At 71.8% G+C, this 19,468-nt stretch carries 23 protein-coding genes and 1 tRNA gene; 13 read left to right on the top strand and 11 right to left on the bottom strand.

Going from position 1 to position 19,468, the window contains the following annotated elements; translation table 11 throughout:
• Positions 1 to 307: 307 nt before the first annotated feature.
• The 3 genes from ACFVQ3_RS15570 to ACFVQ3_RS15560 form a co-directional block, all read right to left on the bottom strand.
• A tRNA-Val gene (locus tag ACFVQ3_RS15570) sits at positions 308 to 381 on the bottom strand.
• A 365-nt stretch (positions 382 to 746) separates the two neighbouring features.
• Positions 747 to 1,223, bottom strand: a complete 477-nt coding sequence (locus ACFVQ3_RS15565) for a peroxiredoxin (RefSeq protein ID WP_387640805.1) — start codon at positions 1,221 to 1,223, stop codon at positions 747 to 749.
• Positions 1,213 to 1,626, bottom strand: a complete 414-nt coding sequence (locus tag ACFVQ3_RS15560; protein WP_030151692.1) for a DUF3052 domain-containing protein — start codon at positions 1,624 to 1,626, stop codon at positions 1,213 to 1,215. Before ACFVQ3_RS15560 ends, ACFVQ3_RS15565 begins: the two co-directional genes overlap by 11 nt.
• A gap of 520 nt (positions 1,627 to 2,146) precedes the next feature.
• Between ACFVQ3_RS15560 and aceE the strand changes: the two genes are divergently transcribed.
• Complete coding sequence (gene aceE, locus ACFVQ3_RS15555; protein WP_387640802.1) at positions 2,147 to 4,909, top strand: pyruvate dehydrogenase (acetyl-transferring), homodimeric type; 2,763 nt, start codon at positions 2,147 to 2,149, stop codon at positions 4,907 to 4,909.
• Between the two features lie 212 nt (positions 4,910 to 5,121).
• On the opposite strand, the gene ACFVQ3_RS15550 is transcribed toward aceE, so the two are convergent.
• Complete coding sequence (locus ACFVQ3_RS15550) at positions 5,122 to 5,808, bottom strand: hypothetical protein (protein ID WP_387640800.1); 687 nt, start codon at positions 5,806 to 5,808, stop codon at positions 5,122 to 5,124.
• Positions 5,809 to 5,963: 155 nt separating this feature from the next.
• On the opposite strand from ACFVQ3_RS15550, the gene ACFVQ3_RS15545 reads away from it, so the two are divergent.
• From ACFVQ3_RS15545 to ACFVQ3_RS15515, 7 genes are all read left to right on the top strand, one after another.
• A complete protein-coding gene (locus ACFVQ3_RS15545; RefSeq protein ID WP_387640896.1) occupies positions 5,964 to 7,076 on the top strand; it encodes a PucR family transcriptional regulator in 1,113 nt (370 codons plus the stop codon).
• A 145-nt stretch (positions 7,077 to 7,221) separates the two neighbouring features.
• Positions 7,222 to 8,253: an ACP S-malonyltransferase gene (locus ACFVQ3_RS15540; protein WP_387640798.1), complete on the top strand. Its 1,032-nt coding sequence runs from the start codon at positions 7,222 to 7,224 to the stop codon at positions 8,251 to 8,253.
• Positions 8,250 to 9,257 carry a beta-ketoacyl-ACP synthase III gene (locus ACFVQ3_RS15535; RefSeq protein ID WP_387640795.1) on the top strand — a complete coding sequence of 336 codons (1,008 nt, stop codon included), beginning with the start codon at positions 8,250 to 8,252 and terminating at the stop codon, positions 9,255 to 9,257. The genes ACFVQ3_RS15540 and ACFVQ3_RS15535 overlap by 4 nt, the downstream gene beginning before the upstream one ends.
• 138 nt (positions 9,258 to 9,395) lie before the next feature.
• Complete coding sequence (locus ACFVQ3_RS15530; protein WP_030151686.1) at positions 9,396 to 9,644, top strand: acyl carrier protein; 249 nt, start codon at positions 9,396 to 9,398, stop codon at positions 9,642 to 9,644.
• Between the two features lie 110 nt (positions 9,645 to 9,754).
• Positions 9,755 to 10,999, top strand: coding sequence for a beta-ketoacyl-ACP synthase II (gene fabF, locus ACFVQ3_RS15525; RefSeq protein ID WP_387640792.1), 1,245 nt, complete (start codon positions 9,755 to 9,757; stop codon positions 10,997 to 10,999).
• A gap of 223 nt (positions 11,000 to 11,222) precedes the next feature.
• On the top strand, positions 11,223 to 11,981 hold the full coding sequence (locus tag ACFVQ3_RS15520; RefSeq protein ID WP_387640790.1) for a DUF5819 family protein: 759 nt from the start codon (positions 11,223 to 11,225) through the stop codon (positions 11,979 to 11,981).
• Positions 11,978 to 13,165: an HTTM domain-containing protein gene (locus ACFVQ3_RS15515; RefSeq protein ID WP_387640788.1), complete on the top strand. Its 1,188-nt coding sequence runs from the start codon at positions 11,978 to 11,980 to the stop codon at positions 13,163 to 13,165. The genes ACFVQ3_RS15520 and ACFVQ3_RS15515 overlap by 4 nt, the downstream gene beginning before the upstream one ends.
• 59 nt (positions 13,166 to 13,224) lie before the next feature.
• On the opposite strand, the gene ACFVQ3_RS15510 is transcribed toward ACFVQ3_RS15515, so the two are convergent.
• The 7 genes from ACFVQ3_RS15510 to ACFVQ3_RS15480 all read right to left on the bottom strand — a co-directional run bounded on the left by ACFVQ3_RS15510 (position 13,225) and on the right by ACFVQ3_RS15480 (position 17,436).
• On the bottom strand, positions 13,225 to 13,725 hold the full coding sequence (locus tag ACFVQ3_RS15510; RefSeq protein ID WP_387640786.1) for a DUF3145 domain-containing protein: 501 nt from the start codon (positions 13,723 to 13,725) through the stop codon (positions 13,225 to 13,227).
• Between the two features lie 311 nt (positions 13,726 to 14,036).
• Complete coding sequence (gene def, locus ACFVQ3_RS15505; RefSeq protein ID WP_387640783.1) at positions 14,037 to 14,522, bottom strand: peptide deformylase; 486 nt, start codon at positions 14,520 to 14,522, stop codon at positions 14,037 to 14,039.
• Positions 14,523 to 14,555: 33 nt separating this feature from the next.
• Entirely contained in the window at positions 14,556 to 15,371 is an 816-nt protein-coding gene (locus tag ACFVQ3_RS15500) for a DUF1206 domain-containing protein (RefSeq protein ID WP_387640781.1), read from the bottom strand.
• A gap of 283 nt (positions 15,372 to 15,654) precedes the next feature.
• Entirely contained in the window at positions 15,655 to 16,005 is a 351-nt protein-coding gene (locus ACFVQ3_RS15495) for a DUF488 domain-containing protein (protein ID WP_387640779.1), read from the bottom strand.
• Between the two features lie 130 nt (positions 16,006 to 16,135).
• On the bottom strand, positions 16,136 to 16,570 hold the full coding sequence (locus ACFVQ3_RS15490; RefSeq protein WP_387640777.1) for a cyclic-phosphate processing receiver domain-containing protein: 435 nt from the start codon (positions 16,568 to 16,570) through the stop codon (positions 16,136 to 16,138).
• Positions 16,571 to 16,628: 58 nt separating this feature from the next.
• Positions 16,629 to 17,036, bottom strand: coding sequence for an ImmA/IrrE family metallo-endopeptidase (locus ACFVQ3_RS15485; protein ID WP_387640893.1), 408 nt, complete (start codon positions 17,034 to 17,036; stop codon positions 16,629 to 16,631).
• A 10-nt stretch (positions 17,037 to 17,046) separates the two neighbouring features.
• On the bottom strand, positions 17,047 to 17,436 hold the full coding sequence (locus tag ACFVQ3_RS15480) for a hypothetical protein (protein WP_387640774.1): 390 nt from the start codon (positions 17,434 to 17,436) through the stop codon (positions 17,047 to 17,049).
• A gap of 96 nt (positions 17,437 to 17,532) precedes the next feature.
• Here ACFVQ3_RS15480 and ACFVQ3_RS15475 point away from each other — a divergent pair, with 96 nt between their 5' ends.
• The 5 genes from ACFVQ3_RS15475 (at position 17,533) to ACFVQ3_RS15455 (ending at position 19,401) form a co-directional block, all read left to right on the top strand.
• Positions 17,533 to 17,769 carry a helix-turn-helix domain-containing protein gene (locus ACFVQ3_RS15475; protein WP_387640772.1) on the top strand — a complete coding sequence of 79 codons (237 nt, stop codon included), beginning with the start codon at positions 17,533 to 17,535 and terminating at the stop codon, positions 17,767 to 17,769.
• Positions 17,770 to 17,829: 60 nt separating this feature from the next.
• A complete protein-coding gene (locus ACFVQ3_RS15470) occupies positions 17,830 to 18,057 on the top strand; it encodes a hypothetical protein (protein ID WP_387640769.1) in 228 nt (75 codons plus the stop codon).
• 99 nt (positions 18,058 to 18,156) lie between these two features.
• Positions 18,157 to 18,534, top strand: a complete 378-nt coding sequence (locus tag ACFVQ3_RS15465) for a WhiB family transcriptional regulator (RefSeq protein WP_387640766.1) — start codon at positions 18,157 to 18,159, stop codon at positions 18,532 to 18,534.
• 103 nt (positions 18,535 to 18,637) lie between these two features.
• Positions 18,638 to 18,934, top strand: a complete 297-nt coding sequence (locus ACFVQ3_RS15460) for a hypothetical protein (protein WP_387640764.1) — start codon at positions 18,638 to 18,640, stop codon at positions 18,932 to 18,934.
• Positions 18,935 to 19,086: 152 nt separating this feature from the next.
• Positions 19,087 to 19,401: a hypothetical protein gene (locus tag ACFVQ3_RS15455; RefSeq protein ID WP_387640761.1), complete on the top strand. Its 315-nt coding sequence runs from the start codon at positions 19,087 to 19,089 to the stop codon at positions 19,399 to 19,401.
• Positions 19,402 to 19,468 lie beyond the last annotated feature (67 nt).

Below are 19,468 nucleotides of genomic sequence, written 5' to 3'. Positions count from 1 at the left end.
CGTCTCCTCCGGGCCGCCGGACCGCGTCCGGAGGCCGCCGCGCTCCGTCGGCGCGGCGTCGTCGGTCACAGTAGGAGAAGCCACCGACACGCGTCGATGCTGTCAGTGGAGAGGGACCGGGTGATTCGGCGGGACGACCGCCGCGGCCGGCCCACGTCCGACGGCGCCGCGCGGGCCTGGCGGCCGGGTCCGGCGTGGTGCTGGTCGCCTCGCGAGGAGACTCTTCGCCGAGTGTGCACTTCGGGCGGTCCGCGAGCACGCCTGGACGACCCGAACTGCACACTCGTCGCGCGCACCGACGGGTGGGTGGGCCCGGAGGGACTCGAACCCCCGACATCCACGGTGTAAGCGTGGCGCTCTAACCAACTGAGCTACAGGCCCCAGAACAGCGGTGCACAGCCTACCGGGTCACCGCCCCTGCGTTGCACATCAGCCGCACATCGGGCACCCCGCCCGACGGCGCACGGCCACCACGGTGGTCCCGGCCAGGGCGTCCGACGAACCTGCGTCCGGCACCCCGCGGACCAGCACCCGGGTCCCGGCGGGCCGGGCGCCTCGCGCCGGCCACCCGACGCACCAGCCCCCCGGTCGCGCCGGCAGCCCGGTCACGCCGGCACCTCCGACGCACCAGCGCGCCCGGTCACGCCGGCACCTCCGACGCACCGGCACGCCGGACGCACCGCCCCACGCACCGACGGGCGCACCGCAGCCCGAAGGCCGCAGCACGCCCGTCGAGGAGGTGCGTGTCAGAGCTCCGCGAGCGCCGTCCGGTACCCCGCGAGGTCCCGGCGCTGCCCGCGCGGGTTCACGACGGACCACCGGACGACGCCCTCTGCGTCGATCAGGAAGCTGCCGCGGATCGCGAGGCCGCGCTCGTCGTCGAACACCCCGTAGCGGCGGGCGACCTCGCCGTGCGGCCAGAAGTCCGAGAGGAGGTCGAACGTGTACCCCTCCTGCGCGGCCCAGGCCTTGAGCGAGAAGACGGGGTCGCACGAGATCGCGTAGAGCGAGACGCCCGCGGTCTCGAAGTCCGCGATGTTGTCGCGGAGCTCGCACAGCTCGCTCGTGCACGTGCCCGAGAAGGCGAACGGCACGAACACGAGCAGGACGGGTCGACCGCGCAGGTCCGCGAGGCGGACCGGGGTGCCGTGCGTGTCGGTGAGCGTGAAGTCGGGGGCGAGGTCGCCCGGCCGGACCGTCAGCTCGGGGGCCTCAGCGGCCACGGCCACGCGTGCCGAGCTTGGTCGCGGACCAGTCCGGCGCGATCGCGAAGGTGCTCGTGGCGTGCAGGCCGGCCGTGGTCGCGGCCTCCTGGAGGTCGTTGTGCCCCACGTGGCCGTCGCGGCCCGCCTTGGGCGTGAAGATCCAGATGAGACCGCCGTCGTCGAGGACCGTCTGGACGTCGACGAGCATGTCGGTCAGGTCGCCGTCGTCCTCGCGCCACCAGACCACGACACCGTCGGTGACGTCTCCGTAGTCCTCGTCCACCAGCTCGGAGCCGACGAGCTCCTCGATCTCGGCGCGAAGGTCGTCGTCGACGTCCTCACCCCAACCGAACTCCTGCACCACATGGCCAGAGAGGAACCCCAGGCGTCCTGCACCCTGGGGGTCCGGCGTCGCTCCCACTTGTGTCTCTTTCCCTTCTTCGTACTGCTCGATGATCGGTGACCTGCTGGCAAAGGTAGCCCACACCACTCCCGCGTGCCTCAGCAGGGGCGGGTGCGTCGCGCGGGCGTCTTCACCGGTGCAGTTGCACCAGTGTTGCGGTGTTCGGCACTCGGCACAACGTCGGCGCGCCACGGGAGGCGCCCCGAGCGCGCGGCGGGTGCTCCGCCGTCGGGCACCTCGCCGCCCGGCCGCACCTCCTCGACGGGCACCGTCGAATCCCCGCCGAAGCGTCTCCTCCACGCTCTGCGCACCGGACGCACACACTCCTGTGTCATGGAGATCACGCTCTCTTGACCCCCTTGTGGTGTGACTTCCAGGCCGCGGGGTAACAGAATGGTTCGACCACCCGAGAGTGTGGAGGCACAGTCGCCACCAGCGGCTGCTACCACCGCGCAGGAGTGGCTGGAGGTGAGCGGGCACGGTGTACCGCGCCGTGATTCAATCCGAATACCGCTCCGAACAAGATATGAGGTTGCTGGTGGCTTCGTTTGACGAGACCGGACCGCTGATCAACGGTCTGCTCAGCCAAGTACCGGACATCGACCCCGCTGAGACGAGCGAGTGGGTCGAGTCCCTGGACGGACTGATCGACGACCGTGGCGGCCCCCGCGCCCGCTACGTCCTGCTCAACATGCTCAAGCGAGCACGTGAGCGCAACGTGGCGATCCCGACGTCGGTGAACACCCCCTACGTCAACACCATCGGTGTGCACGAAGAGCCGTACTTCCCCGGTGACGAGGCCATGGAGCGTCGTTACCGGAGCTGGAACCGCTGGAACGCGGCCGTCATGGTCACGCGCGCGCAGCGTCCCGGGATCGGGGTCGGCGGGCACATCTCGTCCTACGCGTCCGTCGCGACGCTGTACGAGGTGGGCCTGAACCACTTCTTCCGCGGCAAGGACCACCCGGGCGGCGGTGACCAGGTCTACTTCCAGGGTCACGCGAGCCCCGGCGTCTACGCCCGCGCGTTCCTCGAGGGCCGCCTCTCGGCGGACCAGCTCGACGGGTTCCGCCAGGAGAAGTCGCACGCGGGCGGCGGACTGCCGTCCTACCCGCACCCGCGCCTCATGCCGGACTTCTGGGAGTTCCCCACGGTCTCCATGGGTCTCGGCCCGGCCTCGGCGATCTACCAGGCGTGGACCAACCGCTACCTGCACAACCGCGGCATCAAGGACACGAGCCAGCAGAACGTCTGGGCGTTCCTCGGCGACGGCGAGATGGACGAGCCGGAGAGCCGCGGCATGCTGCAGCTCGCCGCGCAGCAGGGCCTGGACAACCTGAACTTCGTGGTCAACTGCAACCTGCAGCGCCTCGACGGCCCGGTCCGCGGCAACGGCAAGATCATCCAGGAGCTCGAGGCGCAGTTCCGCGGTGCGGGCTGGAACGTCATCAAGGTCATCTGGGGCCGCGAGTGGGACACCCTGCTCAACGCCGACAAGGACCGTGCGCTCGTCAACCTGATGAACGTCACGCCCGACGGCGACTACCAGACCTACCGTGCCGAGAGCGGCGCGTTCATCCGCGAGCACTTCTTCGGTCGCGACCCGCGCACCAAGCAGCTCGTCGAGAACATGTCGGACGACGACATCTGGGCCCTCAAGCGTGGCGGCCACGACTACCGCAAGCTCTACGCGGCGTACGCGGCGGCGACGGCCCACACGGGCCAGCCGACCGTCATCCTGGCGCACACCGTCAAGGGCTACGGCCTGGGCTCGGGCTTCGCCGGGCGCAACTCGACGCACCAGATGAAGAAGGTCGGCCTGGCCGACCTCAAGACGCTGCGCGACTCGCTGCGCATCCCGATCACGGACGAGGAGCTCGACGCCAACCCGTACGAGCCCCCGTACTACCACCCGGGTGCCGACGCGCCGGAGATCCAGTACATGCAGGAGCGTCGTCGCCAGCTCGGCGGGTACGTGCCCGAGCGTCGCGCGGCGCCGGCCCCTGTCACGCTGCCGGGCGACAAGACGTACGAGATCCTCAAGAAGGGCTCGGGCAACCAGGAGATCGCCTCCACGATGGCGTTCGTCCGTCTGCTCAAGGACCTCATCAAGGACAAGGAGATCGGCAAGCGCATCGTGCCGATCATCCCGGACGAGGCCCGGACCTTCGGTCTGGACTCGATCTTCCCGTCCGCGAAGATCTTCAACACGCAGGGCCAGAACTACCTCGCCGTGGACCGCGAGCTCATGCTGAGCTACAAGGAGTCCGAGGCCGGGCAGATCATGCACACCGGCATCAACGAGGCCGGTTCGGCGGCCGCGTTCCAGTCGGTCGGCACCTCGTACGCCACGCAGGGCGAGGTGATGATCCCGTTCTACATCTTCTACTCGATGTTCGGGTTCCAGCGCACCGGCGACCAGTTCTGGGCCGCGGGCGACCAGCTCACGCGCGGTTTCATCATCGGCGCGACGGCCGGGCGCACGACGCTCACCGGTGAGGGCCTCCAGCACGCGGACGGCCACTCGCCGCTGCTCGCGGGCACCAACTCGGCGATCGTCCAGTACGACCCGGTCTACGGCTACGAGATCCGCCACATCGTGCGCGACGGCATCGAGCGCATGTACGGGCCGGGCAAGGACGGCCACGGCGAGGACGGGCGCGACCAGAACGTCATGTACTACCTGACGGTCTACAACGAGCCCATGCAGCAGCCGGTCGAGCCGGAGGACGTGGACGTCGAGGGCATCCTGCGCGGCATCCACCGCATCAAGGTGTCCGAGGCCTCGGGTCCCAAGGCGCAGATCCTCGCCTCGGGCGTGGGCGTGCCGTGGGCGCTGGAGGCGCAGGAGCTCCTCGAGAAGGACTGGGGTGTCTCGGCGGACGTCTGGAGCGTCACGAGCTGGAACGAGCTGCGCCGCGACGGCCTGGCCGCCGAGCAGGACGCGTTCCTCGACCCGGCCGCGACGCCGCGCGTGCCGTACCTGACGGCCAAGCTCCAGGGCGTCGAGGGTCCGTTCGTCGCGACGAGCGACTACGACCACCTCGTCCCCGACCAGGTCCGCCAGTGGATCCCGGGCGACTACGCGGTGCTCGGTGCGGACGGCTTCGGCTTCTCCGACACGCGTGCCGCGGCCCGTCGTCACTTCAAGATCGACGGTCCCTCGGTCGTGGTCCGCGTGCTCCAGCAGCTCGCGAAGCAGGGCAAGGTCCCCGCGGAGGCCTCGGCCCAGGCGATCGAGAAGTACCGTCTGATGGACGTCACGGCCGGCACGTCCGGCAACGCGGGCGGCGACTCCTGATCGTCCCCCGCCCGTAGTGCCCGACGGCGCCGCTCACCTCACGAGGTGAGCGGCGCCGTCGGCGTCGGTGGGGCGCCGTGCGGACCCGGCGCCGGCGAGCACGATGACCGTCCTCCCGCGGGCGCGCCACGTGGGTCGCACCGGCCCGCTCGCACCGGCCCGCTCGCGGCGGGCCCGACGTCGGGCGCTCCGGCGTGGCCGGCGCAGGTGGCCTAGGTGCCCGAGCGGTGCTGCTCGGCGTGCGCGATGGCGAGCGTGAGCTCGGCCTGGAGCGGGGCGACGAGAGCAGCGTCCGGGTACATCGCGAGAGAGGCCAGGTGGTGCTTGGCCTCGAAGATGCGGTCGGCCTCGATCGCGGCCAGCACGAGCTGGCGGCCCGCTGCCGGTGTGTGCTCCTTGGCCCGCCAGTGTCCCACTCCGAGCCCGAGCGCCTCGACCGGCAGCCCCGCCTCGCGCAGGATCTCCATGCTCTCGGCGAGCGCCAGGCCGGACGGGTCGCGCTCGGCAGCCGTCGCGAACCGCCGCAGCGCCGCCTCCTGGTCGTCCTCGAGCGAGAGCCTGCCCAGCTCGACGAGCGGGTACCACCCGCGGGGGTGTCCCGCGAGCTCCTCCGCGAGCGCCCAGACGGCGAGGTCGGCCGCGCGCTGCTTCTCGCTCTCGTCGGCCGGGGCCGCGAGCGGGTCGGCCGACACGTGCGACTCGGCCGCGCGCCGTCGGACGATCTCCGCGAGGGCCTGGAAGGCCCGCTCGTCGTTGGGGTCGTCGACGAGCATCGCGCGCAGGGCGTCCTCGTGCACGGTGTCACCGCGGCGATCGGCGCTGGTGGGACGGCGCGCGCCCACGGTCGACGCCGAGGACGGGCGTCGCATGAGCTGTCGGAGTCGGGGCATCAAGGCCATGGATCGACACTAGCGGCTCCGGTGCGGCTCGCCCCCGGAGGGGCACACAGCGCGGGTCCAGGTTTTGTGGACTCCCCACAACGACGCCGTATGCTCGGGGCGTGCCGATCACGGGGAACACCGACAACCTGCAGCGACTTCGGGACGGCAGCGGGATGCTCGCCGCCGCCGCCCTGCGCCGTCTCGACGAGGACCTTCCGTGGTACCGGGCGCTGCCTGCCGAGGACCGTTCGTACGTGGGGCTCGTCGCGCAGTCGGGCATCACCGCGTTCGTGACCTGGTACGCCAACCCGGCCTCCCCGCCGCACGGCGTGAGCGAGATCTTCGCCGCGGCCCCTTCCGAGCTGACCCGGTCGATCTCGCTGCAGCACACCCTCCAGCTCGTGCGGATCGTCGTCGAGGTCGTCGAGGCGTACTCCGACCGCCTCGCGATCCCCGGCGGCGAGCGCGACCTGCGCGAGGCCGTGCTCCGCTACTCGCGCGAGGTCGCGTTCTCGGCCGCCGAGGTCTACGCCCGGGCGGCCGAGGTCCGCGGCGCGTGGGACGCCCGTCTCGAGGCCCTGATCGTGGACGCGCTCATCCGCGGCGACGGCGACGACTCGCTGCGCTCGCGCGTCTCGGCCCTCGGCTGGGGCGGGCAGGGATCGACGCTGGTCATGGTGGGGACCGCGACGTCGGCGCTCGACGACCTGCGCACGGCCGAGCTGCGCCGCGCGACCCGTCGCGCGGCCGGGGACGCGCTCGTCGGGATCCACGGCGACCGGCTGGTCCTGGTGCTCGGCGGTGCGGGCGACCTGCAGGCCGCGGCCGCGTCGCTGCTCCCCCGGTTCGGTCCCGGACCCGTCGTGATCGGCCCCACGGTCCCCTCGCTCGCCGACGCCGCCCGCTCCGCGCAGGCCGCGCTCGCGGGCCTGGCCGCGGCCCCCGCGTGGCCCCAGGCCCCGCGCCCGGTCCTCGCGGACGACCTGCTGCCCGAGCGCGTCCTGACGGGCGACACCACGGCCCGGCGCACCCTGGTCGTCCAGGCGTACCGCCCGCTGCTCGAGAGCACGGGCGCGATCCTCGAGACCCTGTCCGCGTACCTCGGCACGGGCCGCTCGCTCGAGGCCGCCTCGCGCAGCCTGTACGTGCACCCCAACACGGTCCGCTACCGCCTGCGCAAGGTCGCCGAGATCACGGGCTGGGACCCGCTCGACGCGCGCGAGTCGTTCGTCCTGCAGGTCGCGCTCGCCCTCGGGCAGCTCTCCGCGGGGCCGTCGGGCCGTTGACGACGTTGCCGGCGCCGCGGGGCGACGACCAGCCGTGGTGAGCGGCGCCGTCGTGCACGTCTTGTAGGTTCGGCACAAACGGCCCGGACAAGGTTGGTGCGCGTCGTGACGTCACGACACGCGACCTGGTTGACACAGTTGACGGGTGCTAGCCGTCTTGTGCCCTGGACAGGGCTCCCAGTCCCCCGGAATGCTCGCCCCCTGGCTCGAGCTGCCCGGGGTCCCCGCGCAGCTCGACGCGTTCTCCGCCGCGTCCGGCCTCGACCTGCGTGCCCACGGCACCGAGTCGGACGCCGAGACCATCCGTGACACCGCGGTGGCCCAGCCGCTCATCGTGTCGGCCTCGCTGATCGCGCTGCGCGCGATCCTCGACGGCCGCGACACGTGCGAGGTCGCCGACGTGACCGCGGGCCACTCGGTCGGCGAGTTCGCCGCCGCCGCGGTCGCGGGCGTGTTCGAGGACGCCGCCGCGGTGGGCCTCGTGACGGCCCGTGCACGGTTCATGGCCGAGGCCGCCGCCGCGACCCCGACCGGCATGGCTGCCGTCGTGGGCGGCGACGCCGAGGAGGTCCTCGCCGCGATCGAGGCCGCGGGCCTGTGGCCCGCGAACGTCAACGGGGGCGGCCAGGTCGTCGCCGCGGGCTCGCTCGAGGGCATCACGGCGCTGGGCGCGAACCCGCCCGCCAAGGCGCGCGTGATCCCCCTCCAGGTCGCGGGAGCGTTCCACACCCCGTTCATGCAGCCCGCGCTCGACGCGTTCGCCCCGGTCGCCGCCGGGTGGGACGCCACGGACCCGCGCCTGCCGCTCCTCTCGAACGCCGACGGCGCCGCGTACGCGACCATCTCGGGTGCGGAGTCCGGTGGTCTCTTCGGGGTCAAGGAGGACGTGCTCTCGCGCCTCACGGCCCAGATCGCGGCCCCGGTCCGCTGGGACCTGTGCCAGGAGACGCTCGCGGCGCTCGGCGTGACCGCGATCCTCGAGCTCGCCCCAGGCGGGGTCCTCACGGGCCTCGCGCGCCGCACCCTTCCCGGTGTCGAGACGGTCGCGGTCAAGTCGACCGCGGACATCGACAAGGCTCGTGACCTCGTCGCACGTCACAGCGACGCCGCGGGCACCTCGTCGGCCGCCGGTGCCTCCGACGGCGCGGTCGCTCCCGCCGGGGAGACCACCGCGTGAGCGCGCTGACCATCCGGCAGGCCGCGGGGGCCGAGTACTCGCGCGTCCTCGGCATCGGCGGGGTCCGCGGCGAGAACGTCGTGACGAACGACGACCTCGCCGGGCCGATCGACTCGTCCGACGAGTGGATCCGCCAGCGGACCGGCATCGTCACGCGCCGTCGTGCGGGCGCCGGGGTCGACGTGGTCGACCTGGCGGAGGCCGCGGCGCTCAAGGCGATCGCGTCCGCGGGGCTGACGGGTGCCGACATCGACGCGGTCCTGTTCGCGACCACGACCTACTTCCACCAGACGCCCGCCGCCGCTGCGGTGCTCGCGGACCGGATCGGCGCGACCCCCGCGGCCGCGTTCGACGTCTCGGCCGCGTGCGCGGGCTACGCCTACGGGATCGCGCAGGCCGACGCCCTGGTGCGATCGGGCGCCGCGCAGCACGTCCTCGTGGTGGGCGCCGAGAAGATGAGCGACTTCGTCGACCCGACGGACCGCACCATCTCGTTCCTGCTGGGCGACGGCGCGGGAGCCGCGGTCGTCGGCCCGTCGGACACCCCCGGCATCGGCCCGACGATCTGGGGCTCGGACGGCGGCAAGGCTCCCGCGATCCGCCAGACCCACGCGTGGTCGGACCTGCGCGAGAACCCCGAGCTGGGCTGGCCCACCCTGCGCCAGGACGGGCAGACCGTCTTCAAGTGGGCGGCGTTCCAGATGGCCCCGATCGCCGAGAAGGCGCTCGCCGCCGCCGGCGTGACCGCGCAGGACGTCCAGGCGTTCATCCCGCACCAGGCCAACATGCGGATCATCGACCAGATGATCAAGCAGCTCGGCCTGCCCGGGTCGGTCGCGGTCGCCCGCGACATCGCCGAGACCGGCAACACCTCGGCCGCCTCGATCCCGCTCGCGACCGAGCGTCTGCTCGCCGAGGGGCTCGCGAGGTCGGGAGACCTCGCGCTGCAGATCGGGTTCGGCGCCGGGCTCGTCTACGCGGCGCAGGTGATCGTCCTCCCGTAGGGGAGAATCATCCTGTCCGTCCCCCGGTCCGCGCACCCCGCGGTCCGACCAGGGGCGGGCGACGTACGACCTTTCCACCGTTCCACAGCAAGTTCCCGGTGCCGGACGGCCCCGGCACCCCTCACAAGGAGAAACCCCATGGCTTACACCGAGCAGGAAGTCCTCGCTGGTCTCGCGGAGATCGTCAGCGAAGAGACCGGCCTCCCCACGGACGCCGTCCTCGCCGAGAAGTCCTTCACGGACGACCTCGACATCGACTCGCTGTCGATGATGACGATCGTCACGCACGCCGAGGACAAGTTCGGCGTCCGCATCCCCGACGAAGAGGTCAAGAACCTCGCGACCGTCGGCGACGCCGTGTCGTTCATCACGGGCGCGCAGGCCTGATCCTCTGATCTGCGCCAGGTCCCTGTGACCTGGCCGGTGCGGGCCGGCGGTCGACGAACCGCCGGCCTGCCCGCCTCCCCTTCTCCTCCCCTCAGACACCTGGAGCTGCCATGACCTCCCTCCGCGAAGTCGTCGTCACCGGCCTCGGCGCCACCACGCCGCTCGGTGGGGACGTGGCCTCCACGTGGGCCGCCGCCCTCGCTGGGCAGTCCGGCGCCCGCCCGCTCGAGAACGACTGGGCCGAGCGCTACGAGATCCCGGTGACGTTCGCCGCCCAGATCAAGGTCAAGCCGGAGGACGTCCTCCCGCGCCCCGAGATCAAGCGCATGGACCCCTCGACGCAGTACGCGATGATCGCGGCGCGCGAGGCCTGGGCCGACGCGGGCAGCCCCGAGGTCGACGGTGACCGCCTGGGCGCGGTCGTGTCGTCGGGCATCGGCGGCATCTGGACCACGCTCGACGGCTGGGACACCCTCAAGGAGCGCGGCGCCCGGCGCATGCTGCCCATGACGGTCCCCATGCTCATGCCCAACTCCCCCGCCGCGTACGTCTCGCTCGAGTTCGGCGCCCGCGCCGGTGCGCACGCGCTCGTCTCGGCCTGCGCGTCGGGTGCCGAGGCCATCGGCTACGGCATCGACATGATCCGCGCGGGTCGTGCCGACGTCGTCGTGGCCGGCGGCACCGAGGCCACCATCCACCCCATGCCGATCGCCGCGTTCGCGGCCTCGCGCACGCTCTCGCTGCGCAACGACGACCCGCAGGGCGCCTCGCGCCCCTACGACGTCGACCGTGACGGCTTCGTCATCGGCGAGGGCGCGGGCGTCGTCGTGCTGGAGAGCGCCGAGCACGCAGCGGCCCGCGGCGCGCGCGTCTACGCCCGCATCGGCGGTGTGGGCCTGTCGGCCGACGCGTACCACATCACCTCCCCGGACCCCGAGGGTCGCGGCCAGGTCGCGGCGATGACCCGCGCGCTCGCCGAGGCGAAGGTCGAGGCGCGCGACGTCGTGCACGTCAACGCGCACGCGACCTCGACCAAGGTCGGCGACCTCACCGAGACGCGCTCGATCCGGACCGTGCTGGGCGACGACGCGGACCACGTCCTGCTGTCGGCGACCAAGTCCATGACGGGTCACCTGCTGGGTGGTGCGGGCGCCCTCGAGACGATCTTCACCGTCAAGGCCGTGCACGAGCGCCTGGCTCCCCCGACGATCAACGTCGCACAGCCGGACCCCGAGCTCCAGGTCCCCCTGGTGCGCGACGTCCCGGCCGAGCTCCCCGCGGGCGACATCGCCGCGATCAACAACTCGTTCGGGTTCGGCGGGCACAACGTGGCCCTCGTGGTGACGAACGCCTGACCCTCTCCTGGGGCGCGAGCGCCCGGAGACCCGACGACGCCCGGCGGCGGGACGGACCTGGTCCGCCCCGCCGCCGGGCGTCGTCGTGCCCGCGACCGACCCCGACCGGGGCGGCCCTCCCCGGTCGGTCGCGAGGCCGGGCAGCGGTTCCGTGGGATCGTTAGCACCGGTTATCATTCCCGGGACGCGGTCGTCCGGGCCGTCCTCGATGTGGAGGTACACGGTGAGCTCCGCGGGTTCTCGCACGGTCGTGCAACGCACGGCCCTGGTCGTCGTGGCCGCGCTGGTCGCGTTCCACATGTTCTCGACCTTCCTCTGGGCCGCACCCACGTCGGCCGTCAACGACAAGGCCTCCCCGGTCACGTCCAAGCACATGTACCCGCTGTTCGCGCAGAACTGGCAGATCTTCGCGCCGGACCCGCAGTCGGTCGACCTGCGCGTGTGGGTTCGTGCGACCACCCAGGACGCGGCCGGTGTCGAGACCGTCTCCGAGTGGGCCAACCTGGGGGACGTGTTCAACGAGCAGGTCCGGCACCAGATCCTGCCGACGCGCACCTGGCGCATCCCGGTCAGCATGAACCGCTTCTACACGACGTCGTACAGCGCCCTCGAGGGCCAGCAGCAGGCCGTGGTGCACTCGGACCACGTCTCGGCCGACGGGACGGACGGGCGCCAGGACCTCACGCGGGCGCTCCTCGGCACGGGCATGAGCGTGAGCGGCATGGACTCGTACCTGCTGTCCGAGGGCTCGCTCTACGAGTTCGGCACCCTCGCCGCCATGGACCTGTGGCCGGACGCAGAGCTCGTCGCGATCCAGATGAGCACGTCGACGCAGGGCGTCGTGCCGTTCGAGCAGCGCCTCACTCCGGGCGTCCAGCGCCCGGAGGAGCAGTTCACCCGGCTGGGCTGGCGCGACCCGTCGCCGGTCACCCCCGAGGCCCGGGCGGGCTTCAGCGGCGTCTTCGGAGAGTGGGTCTCATGAGCAGCGACACCGGCGCCACGGGCACGACCGGCCTGTGGGCGAGCGCGACCGGCTGGCTGCGCAGCACCTGGGCGGCGGGCGAGTCCTGGATGCTCGACTCCCGCAAGGCCTCCTACGGGGTCGCGGTGCTGCGCATCGGCTTCGGCCTGATCATCGCGGTGCAGCTCGCGGCCAACTGGGGCGACCGCAGCCTGGCCTGGGGTGCGGGGCGGACGTTCGCGCAGGGGCGCGTCGAGGTCGACGAGTTCCCGTCCTGGCTCGACACGTTCTTCAACGGGTCGGCCCCGCCCTGGGCCTTCGACCTGCAGTACCTCGCACTCATCGCCCTCTCGGTCCTGCTGGTGCTGGGCTGGCGCTCTCGCATCGTCATCCCGGTGCTGCTGGTGCTGTACATCGCGCTGTTCCGGACCAACGCGTACATCGGTGACGGCGGCATCCAGCTCATGCGCATGGTGCTGCTGTACATGGTCTTCGTGGACACGTCGGGCCGGTGGTCCCTCGACGCCCGACGGCGGCGCGCGGCCGAGGCGGCCGGCAAGCCCTCGCGGTCCGCGTCCTGGGCGTGGCTCGCCACCCTGCTGCACAACGGGGCCGTGGTGCTCATCGCGTTCCAGATCTTCGTGGTCTACGTGGCCTCGGCCATGTACAAGATCCAGGGCGGGATGTGGCAGCACGGCACCGCGATCTACTACGTGTTCCAGCTCGACGAGTTCTCGACCTGGCCGGCCGTGACCGAGGTCATGGGGCGCTCGGGGGTACTCGTCGCGATCCTCAGCTACAGCGCGGTGTTCGTGCAGCTGTTCTTCCCGTTCCTGCTGCTCCGTCGCTCGACCCGCATCCTCGCGCTCGTCGCGATCACGGGCATGCACCTCGGGATCGGCGTCCTCATGGGCCTCATGTACTTCTCGATGACCATGATCGCCATCGACGCCATCTTCATCCGGGACGTGACCTACCAGGCCGTCGAGCGCCGTCTGGCCCCCGTGCTGCGGCGTGGGTGGGACCGGCTGCGGCGGCGACCCGCCACACCGCCGGTCTCGGCCCCGCCCGGTGGTGACGACGTCCTCCAGCCGGTCGGCGCCACCACGGGCCCCGGCTCGGCCGGGACGCCCGAGGCGCAGGACGTGTCGACCGCCCACCCGCCGACCTCTCCCCCACGAACGGCGATGCCTGCCGGTTCCTAGTAGCCGGCAGGCATCGGGCGACGAGGTCGCCAGGTCCCCCGCGGGGGGTGTGATCAGGTTCAGCCCACGCGGTGGAGCCAGCGCACGTTCGAGTCCTCGCCCGCGTGGCGGAAGGGCTCGAGCTCGTCGTCCCACGCCTTGCCGAGGGCCAGGTGCAGGGCGTCACGCATGGCGCGGTTGTCGTGCGCGACCTCGAGGGCGGCGCGGACCCGGTCCTCGGGGATCATGACGTTGCCGTGCACGTCGGTCACCGCGTGAAAGATCCCGAGGTCAGGGGTGTGGGACCAGCGGGCGCCGTCGGAGCCGTGGCTCGCGTCCTCGGTGACCTCGTAGCGCAGGTGGGACCAGCCGCGCAGCGCCGAGGCGAGGCGGGCACCGGTCCCCTGCGCTCCCTGCCAGGCGAGCTCCGCCCGGTAGAGGTCGCGGGCAGCAGGCTGCTCGGTCCAGTCCAGCGTGACACGCACGCCCAGGACGTTCCCGGCAGCCCACTCCAGGTGCGGGCTCAGCGCCCGGGGCGCCGAGTGCACGAAAAGAACACCGCGTGTGATGGCACCAGTCATGTCGTTCCTCCCTAGGTCGAGGTTTCGTCTTCCCCAACGTCCTCACCAGGGGTGGATCATCATGCCTGATCAACCAGCGGTATACGAGCCATATCTTGCCTGAGAGTCGACCGAATCGCGAGGGGAGGACTCCCCATGGCAGTTCTCACCCCGCGGCGGTAGGGCTCCCCGACATGCTTCTCCCCCTATGCGGGCGGAGCGTGCGACAGCCGTGCCCGCTCAGGAGGACGCAGGTTCCCCCTCGTCGCGGCGGCGCCGCGACCCCGAGCGGGGACGGGCGCGGCCGGGACGAGGGGGAACCGACGTGCACCTCAGAGCTGGGCGCGCATCTCCCGCATGGCCTTCTTGCGGACGGCGCGGTCCAGGCGGTCGAGGTAGAGCATGCCGTCCAGGTGATCCGTCTCGTGCTGGAGGCATCGAGCCATGAGCTCGGTCCCCTCGACGGTGATCTCGTTGCCGTCGAGGTCCATGCCCACGACCCGGGCGTACCAGGCACGTCGCGTGGGGTACCAGAGGCCGGGCACCGACAGGCAGCCCTCGTCACCGTCCTGGATCTCCTCCGAGAGCTCGACGATCTTCGGGTTGAGGACGTAACCGATCTCGTCCTCGATGTTCCACGCGAAGGCGCGCAGGTTGACGCCGATCTGGTTGGCGGCCAGGCCGGCCCGGCCCTCGTAGTCGACCGTCTCGACCAGGTCCGCGACGAGCGAGCGCACCCGGTCGTCGATGGTGGTGATCTCGTCGCACGGGGTGCGGAGCACGGGGTCCGGGATCACACGGATCTCTCTCATCGCCATGGGCGCCATTCTTCCATGGCGCCCACGGCAGTCTCACATCCGTGCGTACCGGGCTCGGGCGAACGAGTACACGCCGTACGCGGCGAAACCGATGCCCGTGGCCGCCAGGAGGACTGCGCCGAAGGGCTGCTCGCCGATGGTCCGCAGGGCCGCGTCGAGCCCGCTCGCCTTCGCCGGGTCGGCCGTCACCGCGGCGGCCACCACGAGCGCTCCGAGCACACCGAGCGCGACCCCCTTGGCGATGTACCCGACCCGCCCGAGGACGACGACGGCGTGACCGACCTGGCCACCCGCGTTGCCCTCGAGGTCCTGGAGGAAGCGCTTCTTCCAGCCCTTGACCACGTGGTAGGCACCGGTCACGACGATGCCGATCCCGACGGCCCCGACGAGCACCCTGCCAGCGCCGTTCGAGAGGAGCGACGCCGTGAGCGTGTCCTGCTGCCCCCCGCCGCCCGACCCGCTCACGACCTGGAAGGTCAGTGCCCCCAGCGCCAGGTAGACCACGGAGTTGCCTGCGGACTTCGCGCGGAACGCCGTCCGGTCCTTGGCGTCCCCGCTCGTCCCCGCGACCACCTCGAGGATCTGCCAGAGCCCGAGCGCGACGAAGGCGACGACCGCGAACCACAGCACGAACGCTCCCCCGGTCGTCCCGGCGATCTCCTGGAGCGCGCCGGTCTGGTCGGCCTCCCCTCCGCCCGACCCGGTCGCGATCCTCACCGCGATGATCCCGATCATGATGTGCAGCAGGCCGCTCACGGCGTATCCGGTGCGGGCGAGGACCCGCAGGCCCGTGCTCTGCTGGAGCCGCTGGGCAGTCCCTGACGTGGTGCGGTCGGTACCGGTGGGCATGATGCATCTCCTTCTGTCGAGCGGACGTGGCATCGTGTCACGACCCGGCGTCGCTCGCTCGCTGAACGGGACGATCCGGGCCTCCGGGAGGTACGGGACGTTTCGCAACGGATCGGATGCCGGTGGGACCGTGGAGCTGGTCAGGTGGAGCCGCTGGTTGCCGGTTGCCGGTTGCCGGTTGCCGGTGCCGAGAACGAGGTTGCGGTCGTTCTGACACCGATAGCGCCCTCGACCCCGTTCTCGACCGGGCGCGCCACCCCGTTTTCGACCTAGTGCCACCCCGTCAGCCCGTCGCCGCCAGGTAGTCGCGCAGCACCACCGCCTGGTTGTCCTGCTCGTCCTTGGCCCCGTAGAGCAGGGTCACGACCGGGTGCTCGGCGACGATCGCCCTCAGGTCGTCGACGGCGGGGTTCTGGTCGAGCTCGGCGCGGTAGCGCGCGGCGAACTCGTCGAACAGCGCGTGGTCGTGGTGGAACCAGGTGCGCAGCGCGGTCGACGGCGCGACCTCCTTGAGCCAGCGGTCCACTCGGGCCCGTTCCTTGCTCAACCCCCGCGGCCAGAGCCGGTCGACCAGGACGCGGTAGCCGTCGTCGGGCGTGGGGTCCGCGTAGACGCGGCGGATCTGGAGGTCCATGACTCTCATGGAACGCCGGTGTGCGGCGCAGCGCACGGGGAGAACGGCCGGAAGCGCGACTCCTTGCGTCGAGTGTGCAGCTCGGGCTGTCTTCCGCCCCTCGCCGACAGCTCGAACTGCACACTCGACGTCAGCCGCGCGGCCGGTGACCCGTCGCGGCCTCGTACAGCACGGGGTCCACGTCGAGATGCTCGCGCGCCACCACTCGCACGACCTGGTACCCGGCGGCGCGCAGCACCCGGACCATCGACGCTCCGGCCGGGGCGTTCGTCGTGTGCACCACGACGACTCCCACCGGGGCGGGCCGACCGGCCGACGCCTGCTCGCAGAGCCAGTCCACGACCGGACCGATCATGTCCTCGACCCCCGTCAGGTCGCCCAGGTCGTGATCGAGCCAGACCTGCTCCCACCGGTGACCGGCCGCCACTGCGTAGCGCAGCAGGTCGCGGCCCTGGGCGGACGTCCGCGCGACCGAGCCCGAGACCTCCTGCCGGAACACCCGGAGGTCATCGACCAGGAGGACGTCACCGAGCACGGGGCGCGGTGCGTCGGTGTTGGAGATCATGCGGCCCAGGCTGCCACGGGCCGCCGCGCACGGTCCTCCGGATTCTCGACCGGACGTGTCAGCCGAGCACGGTGAAGCCCCGAGGGACGCGGTGCGCGTTCGCGCGCCAGGCACGCCGCCAGGCATGGACCATCCGGGCGGGGACGCCGAGCTCGCGCGCGATCATCGTGGCATCGGGCCCGTACATGCGCTCCGCCTGGGCATACTCCCTGGGCCCGAAGAGCAGGTTCGCGGCATACTCGTCGGCCTGCCGCTCCTGCCTCGACTCGAGGGCGCCGACGGCGTGCACGTGGCAGTGGACGTGGTGCCCGCACTCGTGCGCGAGCGCCGCCCGCTGCAGGAGGTACGACCGGGCGTCGTTGACGACCACGACACCGTCCTCGCGGACGTGCGCGTGCCTGGCACCCAGGTCGTCGAACAGCACCTCCAGCCCCAACGACTCCGCGTGCTCGATCAGGTCGTACATCTCCACGCTCCTACGGTTGCTCCTCGTGGCTCTCCATCTCGGCCACCAGGTCCTCACCGTCGTAGTCCTCCATCGCCGCGATGACTCGCGGTTCAGCGACGGTAGTACCGCCGGGCCGGGTGCGCGCGGGGAACGCATGCACGGACGCGCCGGGCGACGGCTTCTCCTTCTCGGCACGCGCGAGGATCACCTCGGCACGCTCGATGATCTCGTGGGGGTAGATCTCGAACGCCTCCGCGAGCTGCGCCACCTGGACGACCTTGATCTCGCGCTCCGCCTGCAGGACGCGCATGAGGGATCGCTCCGGGATCCCGGCCCTCGCGGCGAGCTCGCGAACAGTCATCCCGCTGATCGCCCGTTCCGCTGCGATGGCACGAGCTGTTGCCTCATTGATGTCCATACGGGCAGCGTACATGATCATCCGGACACCCTTGCTGCCGAAAGTGGGGCACTGATGAGATTGCGCGCTGCCCATGTGGGCATTAGTGTTGCCGACATGGACAGCAACCACTACGCATCCGCAGTGGCCGCCAACATCGAGACGGCACGACGGCAGAGCGGACTGACGAAGCTCTCGCTCGCCGCGTCGTCGGGCATCCCGAGGACGTCGCTCGACCGCAAGCTCAACGGCCGCGGCGACTTCACGGTCCGCGAGATCACCGCGCTCGCGACCGCGCTCGGCACCACACCGCACGCGCTCGTCACCACCCGGGACGTCTCGGCCGCAGCCTGAGCCCCCAACAGCACCCCGCTCCGAGGTACGCCACGGACGAAGAGACCAGGAGACGTCGCCATGTCCATGACCCGCACGGGGTGGGAACGGCGCATCCGGGAGTTCGCCGACGAGAACGGCATCGACCTGGGGCGCAGCAAGACCCAACGGCTCGCACTCACGATCCACCGGCGCGCCGAGCAGATGCAGCACGTCGACCCCGACAACCTCGTCCGCTCGACCCTCGGCTACCTCGACCCCACCGGCGAGGCCGCCGTCAGCCACGTGATGCGCAGTACGAGGGCTTGACGCGGTCCGCCGTCGTCCGGGTCCACCAGCACCCTGACCGCCTGCTGGCACGAGGCGGTCGGCCCCGCACCAGCGATACCCCGAGACCCAGGAGGACCGATGACAGACCTGCGCGCCACGTCGCTCACCCGACCGACGATCCGACTCTCGACCCCCGAACCTGCGCAGTGGCGCCTCGACGCCGCGTGCCGAGGCTGGGACCACGAGCTGCAGGGAGACCCGTGGCACCCCGTCTCGGACCTCCCGGCCGCCTACGACCAGGCCCGTCGCATCTGTGACGCCTGCCCCGTCGTGGTGCCCTGCCTCGCCGAGGCGAACGCGGCCGAGTCCGGCGGCCCCGGGGCCCTGCGGTTCGGGATGTACGGCGGCAGGACCCCGACAGAGCGTGCCGCAGCGGCGGCCGGCCCGACAGGCCGCGACAGGCCGCCCACGCACGTCGCACAGGACGGGGAGCCGGCCCCCCGGTCTGCCGCATGACCGGACGCAACCATCAGCGCCGCCTGCACCCGTCCGCCCTCTCGCACCGGGCACCGGGCACCTACCGCGCCCCGCACATGCCCGACGACGCCAGGAGCCTCCCATGACCGGACCCGACCCCTACCTCGATGCAGCCCGCCTCTTCTTCCTGTCCAACGCCGTCCCCGCCATCGCAGAGCACCTAGGCATACCGCTCGACCGCGACGGCAACCGCGCCGCCCCGTCCGAGGGATCCACGATCGTCGAGGGCATCGCAGCGCTGGTGTACGCCCGCCACACCACCGACACGCACGGGCGCTGGGCCGACCTCGGTCCCCGGCTCCGCGCCCCCTGGATCGTCACCGCCGAAGCGGTCGTGGGCCTCACCGCCCCGATCGACGCCGACGGAGGCCCGTCGTGACCGTTCGGCGGTCGTCGTGAGGCACACCATCGACGCTCACCGGCAGGAACGACGACGAGCCGCGCCTGCTCCCACCCCGAACCCGACCCGTCGAGGAGGCACGCCGTGCGGCCCGACAGAACGCCCCGCGAGACCTTCGGCGACGGACGAGCATGAACACCCCCGAGCAGCAGCAGGCCGAGTCCGTCCCCGTGACCCTCGCCCGTCTCGAAGGCAAGGTCGACGCAGCGCTCGCCGTGCAGACCGCGCGCCTCGAGGAGCACGCGCGCCGCCTCGACGCGTCCGACCGCCTCGCCGCCGTGCACTCCGTGGCCATCGGCGAGCTCGAGAAGAACGCCGCCGCAGGGACGAAGGCGGGCACGTCCGGGTGGACCGTCGCCTCGGTCGTCGTCTCGTCGGTCGTCGGGCTCGGCTCGCTGCTCGCCGTCCTGATCACGCTCCTTCGCGCGGTCCCTGGGGCTCCCTGACCCCCTGCTCCACGTCCCCTCATCCACCGGCCCCGCACGTGACCACGTCGGGGCCCTCGTCATGCAA

It is taken from the genome of Oerskovia sp. NPDC057915, from assembly GCF_042887685.1.
Taxonomy (GTDB): Bacteria; Actinomycetota; Actinomycetes; order Actinomycetales; family Cellulomonadaceae; genus Oerskovia.
The sequence above is the reverse complement of the archived record's forward strand: the minus strand, read 5'-3'. Positions and strand labels throughout refer to the sequence as shown.

Excerpts from the sequence above, each read along its gene's own strand:
- ACFVQ3_RS15460 (WP_387640764.1), top strand. The coding sequence starts at position 18,638 with ATGACCGGACCCGACCCCTACCTCGATGCAGCCCGCCTCTTCTTCCTG.
- ACFVQ3_RS15480 (WP_387640774.1), bottom strand. The coding sequence starts at position 17,436 with ATGGACATCAATGAGGCAACAGCTCGTGCCATCGCAGCGGAACGGGCG.
- ACFVQ3_RS15470 (WP_387640769.1), top strand. The coding sequence starts at position 17,830 with ATGTCCATGACCCGCACGGGGTGGGAACGGCGCATCCGGGAGTTCGCC.
- ACFVQ3_RS15545 (WP_387640896.1), top strand. The coding sequence starts at position 5,964 with ATGCTCGCCGCCGCCGCCCTGCGCCGTCTCGACGAGGACCTTCCGTGG.
- ACFVQ3_RS15485 (WP_387640893.1), bottom strand. The coding sequence starts at position 17,036 with ATGTACGACCTGATCGAGCACGCGGAGTCGTTGGGGCTGGAGGTGCTG.
- def (WP_387640783.1), bottom strand. The coding sequence starts at position 14,522 with ATGGCGATGAGAGAGATCCGTGTGATCCCGGACCCCGTGCTCCGCACC.
- fabF (WP_387640792.1), top strand. The coding sequence starts at position 9,755 with ATGACCTCCCTCCGCGAAGTCGTCGTCACCGGCCTCGGCGCCACCACG.
- ACFVQ3_RS15550 (WP_387640800.1), bottom strand. The coding sequence starts at position 5,808 with ATGGCCTTGATGCCCCGACTCCGACAGCTCATGCGACGCCCGTCCTCG.
- ACFVQ3_RS15490 (WP_387640777.1), bottom strand. The coding sequence starts at position 16,570 with ATGATCTCCAACACCGACGCACCGCGCCCCGTGCTCGGTGACGTCCTC.
- ACFVQ3_RS15510 (WP_387640786.1), bottom strand. The coding sequence starts at position 13,725 with ATGACTGGTGCCATCACACGCGGTGTTCTTTTCGTGCACTCGGCGCCC.
- ACFVQ3_RS15500 (WP_387640781.1), bottom strand. The coding sequence starts at position 15,371 with ATGCCCACCGGTACCGACCGCACCACGTCAGGGACTGCCCAGCGGCTC.
- ACFVQ3_RS15515 (WP_387640788.1), top strand. The coding sequence starts at position 11,978 with ATGAGCAGCGACACCGGCGCCACGGGCACGACCGGCCTGTGGGCGAGC.
- ACFVQ3_RS15475 (WP_387640772.1), top strand. The coding sequence starts at position 17,533 with ATGGACAGCAACCACTACGCATCCGCAGTGGCCGCCAACATCGAGACG.
- ACFVQ3_RS15530 (WP_030151686.1), top strand. The coding sequence starts at position 9,396 with ATGGCTTACACCGAGCAGGAAGTCCTCGCTGGTCTCGCGGAGATCGTC.
- ACFVQ3_RS15495 (WP_387640779.1), bottom strand. The coding sequence starts at position 16,005 with ATGGACCTCCAGATCCGCCGCGTCTACGCGGACCCCACGCCCGACGAC.
- ACFVQ3_RS15465 (WP_387640766.1), top strand. The coding sequence starts at position 18,157 with ATGACAGACCTGCGCGCCACGTCGCTCACCCGACCGACGATCCGACTC.
- ACFVQ3_RS15455 (WP_387640761.1), top strand. The coding sequence starts at position 19,087 with ATGAACACCCCCGAGCAGCAGCAGGCCGAGTCCGTCCCCGTGACCCTC.